A 16,138-nucleotide genomic window follows, 5' to 3' on the forward strand; every position below is an offset into this window, starting at 1 on the left:
CCCCCTTGTTGTTGGGTGATACGGGCGGTGAGCTGAGTGGGTTGTGCCTGGTGGGCAAGGCCCCTTTACCCCTGATAAAGGTAGAGGTGGAGTCGCTCTATGACGGGCTCGCCGCCAATCTTGCGATCCCGCCTGGCCTGGCGCAGCTTGGGCGGGTAGTGTCCCAGATGGGTGACGGCCGGCTGGCTGTCCGCGCAGAGCAACAGAGGCAGGCTTGCCTTGATCTGCTGCTTGCGGGGCTCCCGATCCAGCCAGAGCAGGTTGATCATGGGGTGGGTCTTGACCGGGCGGCGGATCCGAAGCTCTGCATCCGCCGGCAGGCGGCGGATATCGTAAACTTCCTGATCCACCATCTTGCTCCACTCCTCGTTGTCCGACAGCGCCGGGACATAGCGGCGGCTGCGCTCCAGCATCTCCAGCACCTGCTCGCGGCTGAGGCGGTTGATGCTCTGCTTGTCGGCCCAGGTAAAGCCCAGCGAATGCAGGTCACCCTCCAGCAGGGTCAGTTTGCGATAGACCTGCAGGGTGATGACCCCGGGCAGCGCCCTGTGCACCAGCTCGAACTTCTCGTCCCGGCTGCCCGCCTGCTGTACCAGGGCCTTGAAGGTGAGCTTGCACTCATTGATCTCGTCGATCAGCGGTCGCAGCAGCGGGGCGCTGGCGGCGGGCAAGCGCAGCCAGCCCGGCAGGCGATGGGTGGCCTTGGTGGAGCAGCCGGCGCGGGCACTGTGATCCCGATAGGCGGCCAGGGTGGCGGCCAGCGCCTCTTCACCATCGAGGTAGCCCACCGTGATGGTGTCGATGGGCTCGTGCTCCTCTCCCTGCGCGACGGCGGGCAGGGGATAGACGTGGGCTTCCAGCAGCTCCAGCTGCGTCAATTGATCCGCCAGTCTGGCCAGCGCCTCTTCGAGCCGCTCCATCTGTTGGCGCAAGGCGGCGGTGGGGGTGAATGTCTCCATCGGCATATCCTGTGTCGCCCTTGCCGGCCCTTGGGGCGGGAAACGGCAAGGCGGTAAAGGTACTGTATAAATAACCATATCAGCCCTGTGTATGCGTGCCAAGTGGGAGCGAGAGGCGGGCAAGGCGATGGGTCACTGGAAGGTAACTGTGGTGTATCAATGTGTTAATTGAAGATCAATGAAAGATCTCTTCATTAACAATTGAATGTAAAACAGCCGGTTGACCCTGCTTTTTGCCAAGGACGGGAGTGCATAGCCAGCAGAGGAAACTGCATAGTTAGAAGGGAGCCATGCAGGAGAATATGCTGCAGCCTTTCATCAGGCCAAGAAAAGGTTTGTTAGTCTTTTATAATCAGTATCTTATGTTTATCTCACCACGGACATCAACCATTAGTTTTACTAATGTCTGCTATCAAAATTCGTCAATTGAGTCGGCCATACCCCCTGACTAAGCTTTGCGCAACAAATTTGCACCCGCGCAGACACCCTACAGAGGAGCCATATCATGGCCAACATGACTTATACCGCCGCCGGTTACCAGCATTCCAGCCAACTGAATCTGGTTGCCCGCGTCAAAATGACCGTACTGACCTGGCTGGAACGTAGCCGCAGCCGTCGCCAGCTCTCCGAGCTGCCCGAATACCTGCTCAAGGACATCGGTCTGAACGAAGCCGATCGTTATCAAGAGACCACCAAGCCGTTCTGGCGTGGTTGATCTGCCGGGCAAGGATGCCTCGTTTTTTTGCTGATCCAAGGTCGCAGACCGCCGCCGTCACGGGTTGATGGATTGCCCTGTTCATCAGCTGCTTCACGCTGATCGCCTTACCCGATTTCTTCCCTCACGGCTCTGTGCCGCTCTCTCTCTGTTCCCCACGCCCCGATCCTGCTCCACACCCAAACTTGTAACATTACTGTTTGAATTTGTTTAAAAATTGATTTTAAGCCGAAGCGCCTTGCGTATAATCCGCCCATAGCGTTCCTGACAAAAGGGTGAGATGGATGATTCCCCAGCATGACTTTTTGGCTCTGACCCGCCGCCACGAGTGGCAGCTTGAGCCCTTTTCCTATGCGTTGGCCAATGGCGACAGGGTGAGTGTCTGGGATACCGGCGTGCTCTGCCTCGAGCCCGCTTCCGGGGCCGGTGATCAACCCGGTGGGCGCAAGGATATCGTGCTCTCCTGCGGCGTCCACGGCAACGAAACCGCGCCCATCGAGATCTGCAACCAGCTGCTGACCCGCCTGCTCTGCGGTGAGCTCAAGGCCCGCCATCGGGTACTGTTCCTGTTCGGCAACCCGGCAGCCATGAACCTGGGTGTGCGGGAAGTGGAGGAGAACATGAACCGGCTCTTCTCCGGCGCCCACAGCAAGGGGGAGGGGCTGTGCAATCAGGAGCGGATCCGCGCCATGCGCCTCGAGCAGTATGTGAGCCGCTTCTTTGCCGACGCGGCCAGGCCTCGCTACCACTACGATCTGCACACCGCCATTCGCGGCTCGCGCCACGAGAAGTTTGCCGTCTACCCCTTCCCCCACGAGCGGCCTCACTGCAAGGAGCAGGTACAGTTTCTCGGTGCCTGCGGCGTGCGCACCATTCTGCTCTCCAGCGGCCCCACCACCACCTTCAGCTATTACAGCTCCCATCACCATGGCGCTCACGCCTTCACGGTGGAGCTGGGCAAGGTGCGCCCGTTCGGCGAGAACGACATGACCCGTTTCATCGAAACCCGGCAGGCGCTGCAGGATCTGGTGACCCGGGATGAGGTGGAGCTGGAGCCCTGGCGAGCGGATGACTTCACCATCTTTGCCATCGATCGGGTGATCAACAAACGCTCGGAGCAGTTTCGTTTCTTGTTTGCCAGCGATGTGGACAATTTCACCGAATTTCCCCAGGGTTTCGTGCTGGCCGAGGATGGCGAACTGCGCTACACGGTAGAGAAACCGCGGGAGGCGGTGGTGTTCCCCAACGCCAACGTGGCCATCGGCCAGCGCACCGTGTTGCTGGTGGTGCCGACCCGGCTGTGGGAGTAACCCGGCACGACCCCTGATGACAATCTCAGGCTGCCGCCGGCCTTGCCGGCCGTGCAGCTCGGAGCGGGAACCCCAGGTGCTCCCGCTCCGCCCTGACAGGGAGCCCGACGTGGCTCCCTGTTTCGTTTTCTTTCAGCCGAAAAATCCAGCTTCTTTCTGAAATTAAAGAAGTTTCTACTGGTCTTACCTGGCTAAATCTCATTGCCCTTTGGTTAACAATCTATTTACATTCAAAGGGTCACCTCATGGTGGTGACGTTGACAACGGCAAGGAGCCAGTTATGACCCATGTCGACATCCCTTTCCTTCGTTACCTCGATGAGGAAGGGCGCCCGGTCGCCACACTACCGACCTGGCTGGACAAGGCGATGCTGCACACCTTCTACCGAAACATGGTGATGGTGCGCAGTTATGACAAGAAAGCGATCGCGCTGCAGCGAACCGGCAAGCTCGGCACGTTTCCCTCCCATCTGGGGGCCGAAGCGGTCGGGATAGGCGTCGGGCTCGCCATGCAGCCGCAGGATGTCTACGTGCCCTACTACCGGGACATGCCCACCCTCTATGTGCGGGGCGTGCCCATGGAGAAAAACCTGCAGTACTGGGGCGGGGACGAGCGCGGCAGCGTCTTTTACAAGGCCGACGGTGAACTCTCCGAGGATCTGCCCATCTGCGTGCCCATCGCCACCCAGATCACCCATGCCGCCGGTATCGCCGCGGCCTTCAAACTGCGCAATCAACCCAGGGTCGCCGTGGTGACCATCGGCGATGGTGGCACCTCCAAGGGTGACTTCCTGGAGGGGCTCAACTGTGCCGGCGTATGGCACCTGCCCATGGTGATGATCATCAACAACAACCAGTGGGCCATCTCGGTGCCGCGCAAGCTGCAGTCGAGCGCCCCCACCCTGGCCCAGAAGGGGATAGGGGCCGGTGTGCGCAGTATCCAGGTGGATGGCAACGACGTGGTCGCCGTTTATGAGGCCACCCGCAGCGCCGTCGAACGCGCCCGTAGCGGCAAGGGACCGACCCTGATCGAAGCGGTCAGCTATCGGCTGGGGGATCACACCACGGCCGACGATGCGACCCGCTATCGGGAAGCGGCCGAGGTGGAAGCCGCCTGGGCCAAGGAGCCGGTCAAGCGGCTGCGTCAGTTCATGTTTGAACAGGGCTGGTGGGACGAGCAGCAGGAGCAGGCACTGCTGGCCGAGGCGGCCCGCGAGGTCGAGCGCGCTGTGGCCGTCTATGAAGGAACGGCGGCGCAGGCGCCGGAAACCCTGCTCGACTATCAGTTTGCCGAGTTGCCGAAGGATTACCGCACGCAGCGCCAGCGCATCATCGCCAAGGGCATGCAGCAGCACAGCGGGGAGGAAGCATGAGTGATATGACGTTGCTCGAGGCTGTCAATCTGGCGTTGCATCACGAGATGGAACGAGACCCGGATGTGGTGGTGCTTGGCGAGGATGTGGGGGTCAACGGCGGGGTGTTTCGCGCCACCGTGGGCCTGCGCGACAAGTTCGGCTTCAAGCGGGTGATCGATACCCCGCTGGCCGAGGGGCTGATCGCCGGGGTGGCGGTCGGCATGGCCACCCAGGGGCTCAAACCCGTGGCCGAATTCCAGTTTCAGGGGTTCATCTTCCCGGGCATGGAGCAGATCATCTGCCAGGCGGCGCGGATGCGCAACCGCACCCGGGGCCGCATCACCTGCCCTATCGTCTACCGCTCTCCCTACGGCGCCGGCATTCACTCCCCCGAGCACCACAGCGAGAGCGTGGAAGCCCTGTTTGCCCACATTCCCGGGCTGCGAGTGGTGATCCCCTCCAGCCCGAAACGGGCATATGGCCTGCTGTTGTCGGCTATCCGTGACCCGGATCCCGTGATGTTCTTCGAGCCCGATCGCATCTATCGCTCCATGAAGTCCGACGTGGTGGATGACGGCATCGGCCTGCCGCTGGATGTCTGCTTCACCCTGCGTCCAGGCCGCGACCTCACGGTCGTCGCCTGGGGGGCCTGCATCCAGGAGGTGATGCGGGCGGCAAACCTGCTGGCGGAACAGGATATCCAGTGCGAGGTGCTGGATCTGGCCACCATCAAGCCGCTGGACATGGAGAGCATACTGGCATCGGTGCGCAAGACCGGCCGCCTCTTGGTGGTGCACGAGGCGTGCGGCAGCTTCGGAGTCGGCGCCGAAATCGTGGCACGGGTCACCGAGGAGGCGCTCACCTCCCTCAAGGCACCGCCCAGACGGCTCACCGGGGTGGACGCCGCCGTCCCCTACTACCGCAACGAAGAGTATTACCTCATCACCGAGCAGGACATTGCCGATGCAGCTCATCAGCTGATGGAGAACCAGTGGCTATGAAATTTTTCAAATTACCGGATCTGGGTGAAGGCTTGGCCGAAGCCGAGATCGTCGAATGGAAGGTCAGCGCCGGCGATACCGTGAGTGTCGACCAGGTGTTGTTATCGGTAGAGACGGCCAAGGCGCTGGTGGATGTTCCTTCACCGGTGGCTGGGGTCATCGCCAGGCTGTGTGGTGCCGAGGGGGACATTCTGCACATAGGTGCGCCGCTGGTGGAGTTCGAAGGCGGCGAGGATGACGGTACCGTGGTCGGCAAGGTCAACGCTCATCAGCAGCATATCGAGGATCACTTCGTGGTGGGCGCCATCGCCCCCGGCGGCGCCCTGGTGCAGGCCATGCCAGCGGTACGTCTGCTGGCCCAGAAACTGGGGCTCGACATCGAGCGGATCAAGGGCAGCGGCAGTGCCGGCATGGTGACCGAGCAGGACGTGCAGCAAGCGTTCGAAGCCCAGCAGAGCAGCGGCAACGAGTTCCTCAAGGGGTCGCGCCGGGCCATGGCCAAGGCGATGGAGCTCTCGCACCAGACGGTGGTGCCGGTCAGCATCACCGACGAGGTGGACTTGCGCCACTGGCGTCCCGATGAAGACGTCACGGTGCGCCTCATCAAGGCCATCGGTGTAGCTTGCCGGGCCGAGCCCTCCATGAATGCCTGGTTTGACGGCGACACCCTGTCAAGACGGCTGTTCAGGGAGGTCAACGTGGCCATTGCGGTGGATTCCAAACATGGGCTCTACGTGCCGGTAATGGAAAACGTGGCCGAGCGGGAAGGGGCTGATCTGCGCCAGGGGCTGGATCGCATGATCGCCGACGTGAAGGCGCGCGCCGTACCGCGCGAGATGCTGCAGGGGGCGACCATCACCCTCACCAACTTCGGCGCCATCGCGGGCCGCTATGCCAGCCCGATCGTGACGCCGCCCCAGGTGGCCATCATTGGCGCGGGCAAGTTGTTCGAGAAGGTGGTGTTCATCCATGGGGAGGCGCGCCCGGTCAGAGCGTTGCCACTGTCGATGACATTCGACCATAGAGCCTGCACCGGCGGCGAGGCGGCACGCTTCCTCAAAGCCCTGGTTCAGGCGCTGGAAGCACCTACGCTGTAACGTTTGTGCCCTGCCGTGGCAGGGCACAAATTGTTTGCGTAATCCCCAAAGCCACGTATAATCTCAACCAGCTTGAAAGGGCGATAGTTATGTCAATGAATATGATGTTTTACATCTTTTCCTGTTGTTCATAAGTTAATCCCGTTTTTTGAGCTTTATCCGCTGAAAAGCATAAGTAATTATTTTGAATACAGGTTTAAAGATATGTCTAACATGATCACCGGTACCGTTAAGTTTTTCAACGAAACCAAAGGTTTTGGCTTCATCCAGCAAGAAAACGGCCCGGACGTTTTCGTTCACTTCAGCGCCATCCAAGGTAACGGCTTCCGTACCCTGGCTGAAGGTCAGCGCGTACAGTTCTCCGTGACCCAAGGTCAAAAAGGCCCGCAGGCTGAGAACGTAACTGCTCTGTAATTCTTACAGAATTTAAGAAAGCCGTGGTGCCTTTGGGTTCCACGGCTTTTTGTTTATGGGCGTTTTTCACCGTCCGTCGGTGTGAGGCGTGACCTTCTACTTCTGCATGTTGTGCCGACTATGCTGCCATCCCTTCTGCTCGCCACCACTCTGATAGCCTCCACCGATAAACAGGGGCCTAACCTCGTTGAGAAAGAGGCCATGACTGTGTGCCAGCAGTTTGTGCAGGTGCGGGTGGGCGCTGGCAGGCTCCCGGACGAGATCAGGGCGCAGCCGTTGCCGCAACGGGCGGGGGAGTGGATGGTCGATGGCAAGATAAAAGGACCCGAAGGTCCTTTGCTGTTTGCCTGTCTGTTGCGTCAAGGGAAACGCTGGGAGCTGCTCAACTTTTCGCTGTGGGCTCCCAAGACGGTCAAAGCGGTTTGAGTGCCACCAGCAGGTGCTGCAGGTGTTCCACCATGGTCATGCCAAAGGGCGTCAGATAGCCGCCATCTTCCGCGCTGATGAGTCCCTGCTGGTGCAGGCGAACTGCCGCCTGGCAGAGTTCGTCGGACATGTCGCTGCGCAACTTGATCCCCAGGCTCATGTTGGCCGGATCAAAGCATGCCAGTATTTTCAAATCGTTTACAAACTCGCTGGAAACCTGGTCGATCCCGATCATGAATGCACTCCTTACGCTAAAGATGTATGCAAACTAGCACTCCCGGATCCACTTTAGTGGGCGCTGGCTCAAACTATTGGGCTTTCTCTCTCCCTGGCGTGCTCGAACGCTGCTTTTTTGGCCGTCATCTGGCGAATCAATTGAGAATTGTTTGAGTCCGGCTTTGCAGCGTCAAACATGATAGGATAGGGCTTCCTTTGTCTATCTGGCCGATATTGTCTGTCGGCCCCCGGTTCAAGGCGCATTCCATGGTCAAGATCACACTGGTATCCCTGCTGCACACCCTGGGTTCCCGTTTTTCCGTCTACCCGGCCTCCCTGCTGTTGCCGCTGCTCGAACAACATGAAGGGGATGTCTGGCTACCCGCCTGCAAGGGGGCTGATGTCGCCGCCTTGCGTCAGCATGGCAAGGGCGCAACCGCGCAGAGCCTGGCACCGTTGACGGCAGCCTGGTGCGACTTCGCGACCGGTGAAGAGGGGGCAACGCCTGAGCTGGACGCGCTGGCCAACTACGACAGCGAGATGATGGACAACCTGCAGATGTACTGGCACAGCCCGGCCAAGATCAACAGCCCGATCACCGACAACCTGTTCGAGCTGCGCCGCGAGGTGGTGGAAGAGGCTCATGGCGGCAAGCTGGCCGATGCCTGGGACAGCGCGCAGCAGGCTCGTCTTGCACAGATCCTGGCGGGGGCGAAGGCCGGTCGGGATCAGCTCTGCTTCGTCGAAGTGGAGGCGGCCTACTGGCTGCGCCAGCGCCTTGGCGAGATGGCGGAGATCGACCTGGTGACTCCTGAGCTCGGGTGAACCGGCTCAAAAATCGGTGACCGATCTCTCATACTGGACAAGGCGCCGGCAAGATGTGAACATGGCGCCCTTTATTGCACAAGAGACTTGACCGATGAGCTATGAACTGAGCGACACCGAGCGCAATGCAGCGCTGCAACTGAACGCGGACTACCGCTTTGATCACTTCATCAGCAAGCTGGTCGAGCACGAAGAGCTGTTCGTTCTGACCGACGAGCACGGCGTCATGATGTTGACCACCGACGATGAAGACTGCATCCCGGTATGGCCGCACCCGGAGTACGCCAAGGCGTGGGCCGAAGGGGAGTGGGCCGATTGCAAGCCGCAGTCCATCACCCTCAAGGTGTGGCTGGAGCGCTGGATTGACGGCATGGAGCAGGATGAGCTGTGCGTGGCCGTCTTCCCGACGCCGGATCAGGAAGGTATCGTGCTGGAGCCGGCCGACGTGGCCGACGCCATCGCCCAGAAGCAGGCCAAGCGCGGCTAAGCGCCTTCTGCCTCAGCGAGCAACCCAGGTTGCAAAAAAGACCCCGCCACTGTGCGGGGTCTTTTTGTTGATGGCCTTGGTACACCCTGGCAGAGAAGCAGGTTGCCCTATTTCTGCTGATAGGTGGTGTCAACCAGGGTGACGGGCGGGAAGGGCTGGCCTGCCTTGATGGCGGCCCGGGTCTGCGCCTTGGCCTCTTCATCAATCCAGAGCAGGCCGCCGTAGCTGTAGCCACTGTTGCTGCCGTCCAGCGGCCAGTAGAGCAGTTCGCTCTTGGGCGTCGCCGGCAACTTGGGCAGTTTTATCCAGTGCCAGGCCCCCTCCCGGGTGTAGGGCACCTGATAGGCGGGCACGAAGCTGGCCAGTTCATAGAGTCGTTGCTGGATCTGGCGCGACAGCGCCGCCTTTTTGGCGAAGTCGAACTCCTTGTCGTACTGCTCCACCAGGGCTGTGATGGCGTCGTCATTTATGTTCATGATGTTGTTGGTCTGCGGCTTGTTGGCGTTGACCTTGTGGAAATATTCCCAGTAGGCGGGATAGCGGCTGGTGCTCCAGCCCATCCAGGCGCTCTGGTGTTTCTTCTCCAGCATCGACTTGAAGCCGGCCGAGGCATCCATCAGGTTGAGCTCGAGGTTGAGCCCCGCCTTCTTGGCCTCTTCGCGCAGCAGGGTTAGGCGCTGGGCGTGCTCCGCCGTGGTGTAGGTGATGCTCAGGGTCAGCGGCTGGCCCTTGTCGTTTTGCAGGGTACCGTCGGGGCCGGGCTTGGTGAAACCGGCCTTGGCGAAGTACTGGCGTGCCAGCTCGGGGTCAAACGGGCGGGCCTTGAGCTCCGTGTTGGTGAACTCCCCCTGGCCTGAGCCGTAGCTGTTGAGGCGTTGGTAATCCCCCCGCAGCAGGGTGGTGAGCATCTTGTCGAGGTTGAGGGCATGCTGGATGCCGAGCCGCACATTGAGGTCGCGCAGCAGCGGATCGGCGGTGTTGAGATAGAGCCCCATGGGGGACTGGGGGGTCTGGTTGTAGAACCAGAGTCGTTCGATATAGCCCTGCTCGAACTCAGGCGTCCTGGTCTTGTCGTGCCACCAGTTGGGCATGACCAGCGGGAAGGTATCCAGCTCGCCGCGCAGGAAGTGTTGCCAGGCGATGTTCTGATCCCTGAGCACCTTGAGCTCGATCCGGTCCGGGTTGAAACGGTGCTGGAAGTAACGCTCGTCATTGCCCCACCAATCCTTGACCCGCTCGAAGGTGACCGACTTGCCCTTCTTCACCTCGCCAAGCTGGTAGGGGCCGGTCACCGGCAGCACCTTCCAGTTATACTCCTTGACCCAGTCGGCGGTGATCTTGATGGCGTGGCTGGGGGCCGGGGTGAAGGGGAGGGATTCCAGCAGATCCTGGCGACTCTTGGCACTGCCGCTGGAGATGGCCAGGGTGTGGTCATCAAACTTGGTGACGTCGCTTATCTGGGTGCTGTAGTAGTTGTTGTACCAGGGGTCGTTGATCTCCTTGCTGCGCAGCAGCTTGAGGGTGAACAGCCAGTCATCGGCGGTGACCGGTTGGCCGTCTGACCAGCGCGCCTTGGGATTGATGCGCAGATAGAGGGTCTTGTGGTCGGCTCCGAAGGCCCATTCGTTGGCCAGCATCGGCATGGGATTGCCGGTGACGGGATGGGTGCTCAAGAGCGGCAGGTTGGTCTCCCGCACATAGCCAGCGAAGCCGCCGTTGGAGTCCGGACCGTACACCCGCAGGGTCAGCGGAAAACTGGTCATGAAGCCGCGAAAGGTGCCGCCCCGCTTGGCGGCCGGATCCGCGAACACCGGATCCGTGTTGTTGCTCTCCCACTTGAGGTCAGCCGGCAGGGTGGCGCTCCAGCCGTAGTGGCTCAGGCAGAGGGTCAGGGTGATGGCACTGGTGCGCAGAAGGCGCGGGATGATCCGGGGGCCGGCGGTGACTGTCGATGGCATGTCCTTGCTCTCCTGATGGCTGCGTCCTGCAGGCCATGTGTTGATGACGCGAGCCCCGTTGGGGGCTGGCTCATCATGAAAAGTTTCTCCGCCCCGGTCAATGGCGACGGATAAATAAGCGTCAGGCGGCTGTCTGCGATTTGAACCAGCGCAGCCGCCCGCCCAGCAGATGCACCACGAACCCCAGCAGCACCAGGGCCGAGCCCAGCCACTGCAAGGGAGTGGGGTGCTCGTCCAGCAACAGGGCCGCCGCCACCATGCCGACGCAGGGCACCAGCAGGGAGAGGGGGGCCACCTGCGCCACCGGGTAGCGCATCAGCAGCCGCCCCCACAGGCCGTAGCCGAGCCAGGTGGCGACAAAGGAGAGATAGAGCACGCACAGGATCCCCTGCCAGCTGATGTTGAGCAGGCTGCTGGCCATCAGCTCAGGCCCCTCGAACAGCCAGGAGAGGGCGAAGAAGGGGAGGATGGGCACCAGCCCGCCCCAGGCGACCAGGCTTGGCAGAGAGGTCTTGTAACGCAGGCCGATCTGGCGATTGATGACATTGCCAAGGCCCCAGCAGGCGGCTGCGCAGAGGGTCAGCACGAAGCCGAGCAGGGTGAGATTGCCCTCGCCATGGGTAGCGATGAGGTAGAGCCCGGCCCCCGCCAGCGGCAGGGCCACCCAGTGGTGGGGTTGCCAGCGCTCCCCCAGCCAGATCATGGCGAACAGCAGGGTGAACACCACCTGGGATTGCAGCACCAGCGAGGCTATGCCCGCCGGCATGCCGAACTTCATGGCGCAGAACAGAAAGGAGAACTGGCCGAGGCTGATGGCACCGCCGTAGGCCAGCAGCCAGCGCCAGGGCATGGCGGGTCTGGGGACCAGCAGGATGGCGGGAAAGACCACTCCGACGAAGCGCAGTGCCCCCAGCAGCAGCGGCGGGATCCCCTCCAGCCCCCACTTGATGGCGACGAAGTTGAGCCCCCAGCAGAGGATGACCAGAGCGGCCAGAAACTTGTCCTTGGTGTGCATGTCACGTCCTTGAAAGAGTGGCCCTTGCCAGGCGGTGCCCAAAAGAGGACGAGCATACCCTCGTCTGGGTGGGCGCCGTCAAGCGACCAGGCGGGGGAGCAATCCCGCAACAGGCGGCAAGGTACTACTCAGGCGGCGACGCAGTGCACTGTGATGCCGCGCGCAGTCAGGGTGGATCGCATGGTGACGGGCAGGGCGTCGTCGGTGACCAGCACGCCGATCTGGTCCGGCGTGCCGAGCGGGCTCGGATGGATGGCGCCGAACTTGCTGCTGTCGGTGATGACCACATTGGTCACCCCTTTGGCCAGTACGCTGTTGACCACGTCCGCCCGCATCATGTCGCGGCCGGTGAAGCCCACCTCGGGATGAAAGCCGTCCACCCCGATGAAGGCCTTGGAGAAGTGCACCTGCTCGATGCACAGCCGGGTCAGCGGCCCCACCACGCTCTCGCTCTGATGCTGGAACAGGCCGCCGAGCAGCACCACCTGGGCCTGGGTGTCGCGCAGCAGGTGGGCGATGTAGCTGCTGATGGTGATGATGGTGACCCGTTTGTGCAGGGCCAGATGACGGGCCAGCAGGGCGTTGGCGCTGCCCCCCTCGATAAAGACCGTCTCGCCATCTTCCACCAGCTGGGCGGCCCGCTCGGCGAGGCGCTCCTTGAGCAGGTAGTTGATGTTCATCCGGGCGTCGGGGTCGTCGCTCTCCAGCGCCATGGCCGAGCCGTGCACCCGTTTGAGCAATCCCTGTTTTTCGAGGGAAGTCAGGTCGTTGCGCACCGTCACCTCCGAGACCCCGGTACGTTGGGAGAGCTCGCTCACGCTCATCTTGCGGGCCTGATGGACCAGGGTGAGGATCAGTTGGTGGCGTGGGTTCATGTGGCCTCGCTGGCTGGCAGTGGATAGCGGCAAGCCACCGCGCGAGTGGCTTGCCGGTCATAATGGGACACAGCTGCCCCTGGTGGGGCCCGTCAGAGACTGTGCTCGGTGCGGGCGATGATATCATCTTGCGCATCGGGGGATAAGGCGGTGAAGAAGGCCGAATAGCCCGCCACCCGCACCACCAGATCCCGGTACTGATCGGGATGGGTCTTGGCCGCCAGCAGGGTTTCGCGCGAGACGATGTTGTACTGCACGTGCCACCCCTTGTGCACCTCGAAGAAGGTGCGCAGCAGGCTCATCAGCTTGGCCTTGTCCCGCTCGTTTTCAAGGCTGGCCGGGCTCAGCTTCTGGTTGAGCAGCACGCCGCCGAGGATGGCCGCCGTGGGCAGCTTGCCGAGGGAGTTGAACACCGCAGTGGGGCCGAGGCGATCCGACCCCGACGCTGGGCTGGCCCCTTCCGCCAACGGGGTGCGGGCGTGGCGGCCATCCGGGGTGGCCATGGTGGCCGCACCAAAGGGCACGTTGGCCGAGATGGAGGAGGTGCCCGCATAGTAGGTGCCGCCGATGGGGCCACGGCCGAAGCGAGTGTTGTGCAGCCCCTTGAGCTCGTCGATGTAGCTCTGGTAGGCCTGCACCAGCAGCAGGTCTACCTCGTCCAGATCGTTGCCATATTTGGGGGCCGCATGGGTGAGGCGCTGGCGCAGCTGCTCGCCCTCAAGCCCGGCAAAATCCTGCTCGAGCGCCTCGGCCAGCTCGCGCTGATCCACCACCCCCTGCTCGAACACCATTTTCTTCAGCGCCGCCAGACTGTTGCCCAGGTTGGCGATCCCCACCTGCAGGCCGGAGACCCAGTCATAGACGGCGCCCCCCTGCTTGATGGTCTTGCCGCGCTCGATGCAGTCATCCACCAGGGCACTGCAGAGGATGTCGTGGGCCTGGGCCTCCAGCACGCTGTCGACTACGCAGTCGATCTCGATGGATTTTCTGGTGAAGTAGCGCACCTGCTCGTCCCAGCGGGCCATCACCTCGTCGAAGTGGCCGAACGAGCCTGCCTTCAGTGACTGGGGCTGGGGCAGGAAGACCTTGCCGGTGGTGGCATCGCGGCCGCCATCGAGCGCCGCCAGCAGGATGCGGGCGAAGTTGATGAAGCTCATGCCGGTGCAGCGATAGCCCCACTTGCCAGGCACCGCGGTCTCGATGCAGCCGATGGCGGCGTAGTGGTGGGCATCCTCCTCACTCACCCCGAGCTTGATGAACTCGGGGATCACCACCTCGTCGTTGTTGAAGGCGGGCATGCCGAAGCCGCAGCGGATCACCTGGATGCAGGCGTCGAGGAAATCCTCGCTCATGCCGGCGTGGTAGCGCACCGAGAGGTTGGGTTGGGTCGAGCGCAGCTGGCCGCAGGACTCCAGAATCGCGTAGGAGAGGCCGTTGACTGCGTCGTGGGCCTTGCCATTGCGCCAATTCTGGCCGCCGATGGTGACGTTTTGATAGAGCGGACTGCCGGCGGAGGCCTTGGAGTGGGTGCCGGAGCGGATCTTGTTCACCTCCAGCAGCTTGAGCCAGCACCCTTGCAGCAGTTCGATGGCACGTGTGCGCGGCAGGGATTCCGACAGCTCAACTTCGCGGCGATACCAGGGGTAGAGGTACTGGTCCATCCGGCCAAACGACACCGAGTGGCCGTTGGACTCGATCTGCAGGATGAGCTGGATGAAGTAGCAGAGCTGCAGCGCCTGCCAGAAGGTCTCGGGTGGCTGGTGGGCGATACGGGCGCAGTTGAGGGCGATGGTCTCAAGTTCGCCGCTGCGCTCGGGGCGCGGCTCCTGCTGCGCCAGTTCGTGGGCCAGCGCGGCGTAACGCTCGATGTGCTGGCTGACGGCATCGAAGGTGATGGCGACGGCCTGCAGGAACTGCTCGCGCTGCAGATCGGCCCAGTCTGCCAGATCGAGCCGGCCGCGCCGCCCGGCCACCCTGGCCTTGAGGCCGTCGAGACCGAGAGCAAGCAGCTGCTCGTAGTTGACCGCGAGGTGGGCATCCCCCGAAGTCATGTTGCCCTCGGCCTTGATGATGCCGCTCTCCAGCAGCCCCTTCTGCTCGTCGGTAAAGAGGCCGTAGCAGCGATCCTGCACCGTCTGGCCGCGCCAGAAGGGGGTGAGGGCGTGGATGGCCAGCTTGTCCGCCTCGCTCACCGCAAAGCCGGCGCCAGGTCTGTCCGCCAGCTCGTCTATCTCCTTCTCGATCCAGCCCACCGTGTATTCGGGAAAGAGCGGCGCCGCCCGCACCTGGCTCGCCTGGTTGCCGACGATGAGCTCGTCGTGCTTGATCCAGATGGTGCGCTCCTTGAGGTGGTGGGCCAGCGCCAGGGCGCGGCGCACCGGCAGCGGCCTGGCTAGGTGGGTCTGATAGGCTTGCGTGTAGTGACGGGCCCGCTCGGTGCAGACCGGTGGCTGGACGATGTGGATCAGGCTCTCCTTGTGGGCACGGATCCGCGGGGGCAGGGTGGTGAGGTCGAGCTGGGTCATGGTCTTATCCTCTGGTCATAGGGCAGTGAGTGGCTGATGCCATGGGGTGTTGCTAGCCCCGGGTGAGCGGGGTCAGCCCCTGCGCACGGGCACACTCATGGGCAAAGGCGAGCAGTGCCGGGTCATCGAGTGGCTGGAGGGGGGCCTGATAGGGTTGGTCGAGCAGGGCGTATTTGCCCGCGCCCAGGGTGTGGTAGGGGAGAAAGTGGATCTCCTGTACCGTGCCGAGGCTGGCGGCGGCCCGGGTGATGGCCTCGATGGAGGCGTGGTCGGCATTGAAGCCGGGGATGAGCGGCACCCGGATCTGCATGGCCACGCCGCGCTCGGCCAGCCGCTTGAGATTGGCCAGCGGCAGGGCGACCTTGCCGCGGGTCCAGTCGAAGAAGCGCTCCTCATCCACATGTTTGAGATCCGCCAGCAGCAGGTCGAGGTGGGGGAGGCTGGGTTCAATCTGGTGCCAGGGCACGTGCAGGCAACTTTCCACCGCGGTATGCAGCCCCTCGACCTTGCAGCGGGCCAGCAGGTTGGCGGCAAATGCGGGCTGCATGAAGGGCTCGCCGCCGGAGAGGGTGACCCCGCCGCCACTGCGCTCGAAGAAGGGGCGATCCCGCAGGATGGTGGCCATCAGGCTGTCCAGACTCTCCTCCCGGCCGCACACCTGCAGCGCTTCGCTGGGGCAGAGGCCGCGCAGCCGTTCCACATCCTGATTGCCGAGGGATGTGCGGGTGAGCTGGACACCCTGGCTGTCACGCAAGATTGCCGGGCAGGAGTCGCTGCAGAGCCGGCATCCCTCGATGCATTGGCGCCGGTCGAGTAGTATGTCCGGCTTGGGAGAGCGGCTTTCCGGGTTTTGACACCAGCGACAGGCCAGCGAGCACCCCTTGAGAAACACCAGAGTGCGAATGCCGGGGCCATCGTGGGTTGAATAGCGTTGCAGGTCGAAAATCATACCGCCTCCTTT

Annotated in this window: 16 protein-coding genes; 9 read left to right on the forward strand and 7 right to left on the reverse strand. The window is 62.4% G+C overall.

Translation table 11 applies throughout. The features are described 5' to 3' along the window. Nucleotides 1-65: 65 nt before the first annotated feature. Nucleotides 66-959, reverse strand: coding sequence for a DNA replication terminus site-binding protein (locus AB5Y81_RS12300; protein WP_017765641.1), 894 nt, complete (start codon nt 957-959; stop codon nt 66-68). Between the two features lie 505 nt (nt 960-1,464). Between AB5Y81_RS12300 and AB5Y81_RS12305 the strand changes: the two genes are divergently transcribed. The 7 genes from AB5Y81_RS12305 (at nt 1,465) to AB5Y81_RS12335 (ending at nt 7,276) form a co-directional block, all read left to right on the forward strand. Continuing rightward, nucleotides 1,465-1,674: a DUF1127 domain-containing protein gene (locus tag AB5Y81_RS12305; protein WP_005302810.1), complete on the forward strand. Its 210-nt coding sequence runs from the start codon at nt 1,465-1,467 to the stop codon at nt 1,672-1,674. 284 nt (nt 1,675-1,958) lie between these two features. Further along, the gene (gene astE, locus AB5Y81_RS12310; protein WP_017782311.1) at nt 1,959-2,984 is read left to right on the forward strand and encodes a succinylglutamate desuccinylase; all 1,026 of its coding nucleotides are present in this window, start codon (nt 1,959-1,961) and stop codon (nt 2,982-2,984) included. 280 nt (nt 2,985-3,264) lie between these two features. Next, entirely contained in the window at nt 3,265-4,356 is a 1,092-nt protein-coding gene (gene pdhA, locus AB5Y81_RS12315) for a pyruvate dehydrogenase (acetyl-transferring) E1 component subunit alpha (RefSeq protein WP_017782312.1), read from the forward strand. Next, nucleotides 4,353-5,339, forward strand: a complete 987-nt coding sequence (locus AB5Y81_RS12320) for an alpha-ketoacid dehydrogenase subunit beta (protein ID WP_005302805.1) — start codon at nt 4,353-4,355, stop codon at nt 5,337-5,339. The genes pdhA and AB5Y81_RS12320 overlap by 4 nt, the downstream gene beginning before the upstream one ends. Beyond that, a complete protein-coding gene (locus AB5Y81_RS12325; protein WP_017778578.1) occupies nt 5,336-6,436 on the forward strand; it encodes a dihydrolipoamide acetyltransferase family protein in 1,101 nt (366 codons plus the stop codon). The genes AB5Y81_RS12320 and AB5Y81_RS12325 overlap by 4 nt, the downstream gene beginning before the upstream one ends. Before the next feature lie 204 nt (nt 6,437-6,640). Further along, complete coding sequence (locus AB5Y81_RS12330; RefSeq protein WP_005302803.1) at nt 6,641-6,850, forward strand: cold-shock protein; 210 nt, start codon at nt 6,641-6,643, stop codon at nt 6,848-6,850. A 120-nt stretch (nt 6,851-6,970) separates the two neighbouring features. Then, nucleotides 6,971-7,276, forward strand: coding sequence for a hypothetical protein (locus AB5Y81_RS12335; RefSeq protein ID WP_139397912.1), 306 nt, complete (start codon nt 6,971-6,973; stop codon nt 7,274-7,276). Here the strand turns inward: AB5Y81_RS12335 and AB5Y81_RS12340 are convergent. Beyond that, nucleotides 7,263-7,511 (reverse strand): TIGR02647 family protein, encoded by a 249-nt coding sequence (locus AB5Y81_RS12340; protein WP_005302794.1) that lies wholly within the window; start codon nt 7,509-7,511, stop codon nt 7,263-7,265. The two genes, AB5Y81_RS12335 and AB5Y81_RS12340, sit on opposite strands and share 14 nt — an antisense overlap. 248 nt (nt 7,512-7,759) lie before the next feature. Here AB5Y81_RS12340 and AB5Y81_RS12345 point away from each other — a divergent pair, with 248 nt between their 5' ends. After that, a complete protein-coding gene (locus AB5Y81_RS12345; protein WP_244366847.1) occupies nt 7,760-8,317 on the forward strand; it encodes a hypothetical protein in 558 nt (185 codons plus the stop codon). 94 nt (nt 8,318-8,411) lie between these two features. Further along, nucleotides 8,412-8,804 (forward strand): DUF2750 domain-containing protein, encoded by a 393-nt coding sequence (locus tag AB5Y81_RS12350; protein WP_005302792.1) that lies wholly within the window; start codon nt 8,412-8,414, stop codon nt 8,802-8,804. A 107-nt stretch (nt 8,805-8,911) separates the two neighbouring features. Here the strand turns inward: AB5Y81_RS12350 and AB5Y81_RS12355 are convergent, their stop codons facing one another. The 5 genes from AB5Y81_RS12355 to AB5Y81_RS12375 all read right to left on the reverse strand — a co-directional run bounded on the left by AB5Y81_RS12355 (nt 8,912) and on the right by AB5Y81_RS12375 (nt 16,126). Then, entirely contained in the window at nt 8,912-10,762 is a 1,851-nt protein-coding gene (locus tag AB5Y81_RS12355; protein ID WP_279484110.1) for an extracellular solute-binding protein, read from the reverse strand. A 121-nt stretch (nt 10,763-10,883) separates the two neighbouring features. Then, on the reverse strand, nt 10,884-11,777 hold the full coding sequence (locus tag AB5Y81_RS12360) for an EamA family transporter (protein WP_279484111.1): 894 nt from the start codon (nt 11,775-11,777) through the stop codon (nt 10,884-10,886). A gap of 128 nt (nt 11,778-11,905) precedes the next feature. Next, on the reverse strand, nt 11,906-12,652 hold the full coding sequence (locus AB5Y81_RS12365) for a DNA-binding transcriptional regulator YciT (protein WP_005302788.1): 747 nt from the start codon (nt 12,650-12,652) through the stop codon (nt 11,906-11,908). A 92-nt stretch (nt 12,653-12,744) separates the two neighbouring features. Further along, nucleotides 12,745-15,177, reverse strand: a complete 2,433-nt coding sequence (locus tag AB5Y81_RS12370; protein WP_279484112.1) for a formate C-acetyltransferase/glycerol dehydratase family glycyl radical enzyme — start codon at nt 15,175-15,177, stop codon at nt 12,745-12,747. Between the two features lie 52 nt (nt 15,178-15,229). Continuing rightward, a complete protein-coding gene (locus tag AB5Y81_RS12375; protein ID WP_279484113.1) occupies nt 15,230-16,126 on the reverse strand; it encodes a glycyl-radical enzyme activating protein in 897 nt (298 codons plus the stop codon). Between the last annotated feature and the right edge of the window lie 12 nt (nt 16,127-16,138).

The organism is Aeromonas sp. s2, assembly GCF_040907935.1.
GTDB classification, from domain to species: Bacteria; Pseudomonadota; Gammaproteobacteria; order Enterobacterales; family Aeromonadaceae; genus Aeromonas; species Aeromonas dhakensis.

Bases quoted from the DNA above. Each gene is read 5' to 3' on its own strand.
- AB5Y81_RS12300 (WP_017765641.1), bottom strand. From the start codon at position 959: ATGGAGACATTCACCCCCACCGCCGCCTTGCGCCAACAGATGGAGCGG.
- AB5Y81_RS12305 (WP_005302810.1), top strand. From the start codon at position 1,465: ATGGCCAACATGACTTATACCGCCGCCGGTTACCAGCATTCCAGCCAA.
- astE (WP_017782311.1), top strand. From the start codon at position 1,959: ATGATTCCCCAGCATGACTTTTTGGCTCTGACCCGCCGCCACGAGTGG.
- pdhA (WP_017782312.1), top strand. From the start codon at position 3,265: ATGACCCATGTCGACATCCCTTTCCTTCGTTACCTCGATGAGGAAGGG.
- AB5Y81_RS12320 (WP_005302805.1), top strand. From the start codon at position 4,353: ATGAGTGATATGACGTTGCTCGAGGCTGTCAATCTGGCGTTGCATCAC.
- AB5Y81_RS12325 (WP_017778578.1), top strand. From the start codon at position 5,336: ATGAAATTTTTCAAATTACCGGATCTGGGTGAAGGCTTGGCCGAAGCC.
- AB5Y81_RS12330 (WP_005302803.1), top strand. From the start codon at position 6,641: ATGTCTAACATGATCACCGGTACCGTTAAGTTTTTCAACGAAACCAAA.
- AB5Y81_RS12335 (WP_139397912.1), top strand. From the start codon at position 6,971: ATGCTGCCATCCCTTCTGCTCGCCACCACTCTGATAGCCTCCACCGAT.
- AB5Y81_RS12340 (WP_005302794.1), bottom strand. From the start codon at position 7,511: ATGATCGGGATCGACCAGGTTTCCAGCGAGTTTGTAAACGATTTGAAA.
- AB5Y81_RS12345 (WP_244366847.1), top strand. From the start codon at position 7,760: ATGGTCAAGATCACACTGGTATCCCTGCTGCACACCCTGGGTTCCCGT.
- AB5Y81_RS12350 (WP_005302792.1), top strand. From the start codon at position 8,412: ATGAGCTATGAACTGAGCGACACCGAGCGCAATGCAGCGCTGCAACTG.
- AB5Y81_RS12355 (WP_279484110.1), bottom strand. From the start codon at position 10,762: ATGCCATCGACAGTCACCGCCGGCCCCCGGATCATCCCGCGCCTTCTG.
- AB5Y81_RS12360 (WP_279484111.1), bottom strand. From the start codon at position 11,777: ATGCACACCAAGGACAAGTTTCTGGCCGCTCTGGTCATCCTCTGCTGG.
- AB5Y81_RS12365 (WP_005302788.1), bottom strand. From the start codon at position 12,652: ATGAACCCACGCCACCAACTGATCCTCACCCTGGTCCATCAGGCCCGC.
- AB5Y81_RS12370 (WP_279484112.1), bottom strand. From the start codon at position 15,177: ATGACCCAGCTCGACCTCACCACCCTGCCCCCGCGGATCCGTGCCCAC.
- AB5Y81_RS12375 (WP_279484113.1), bottom strand. From the start codon at position 16,126: ATGATTTTCGACCTGCAACGCTATTCAACCCACGATGGCCCCGGCATT.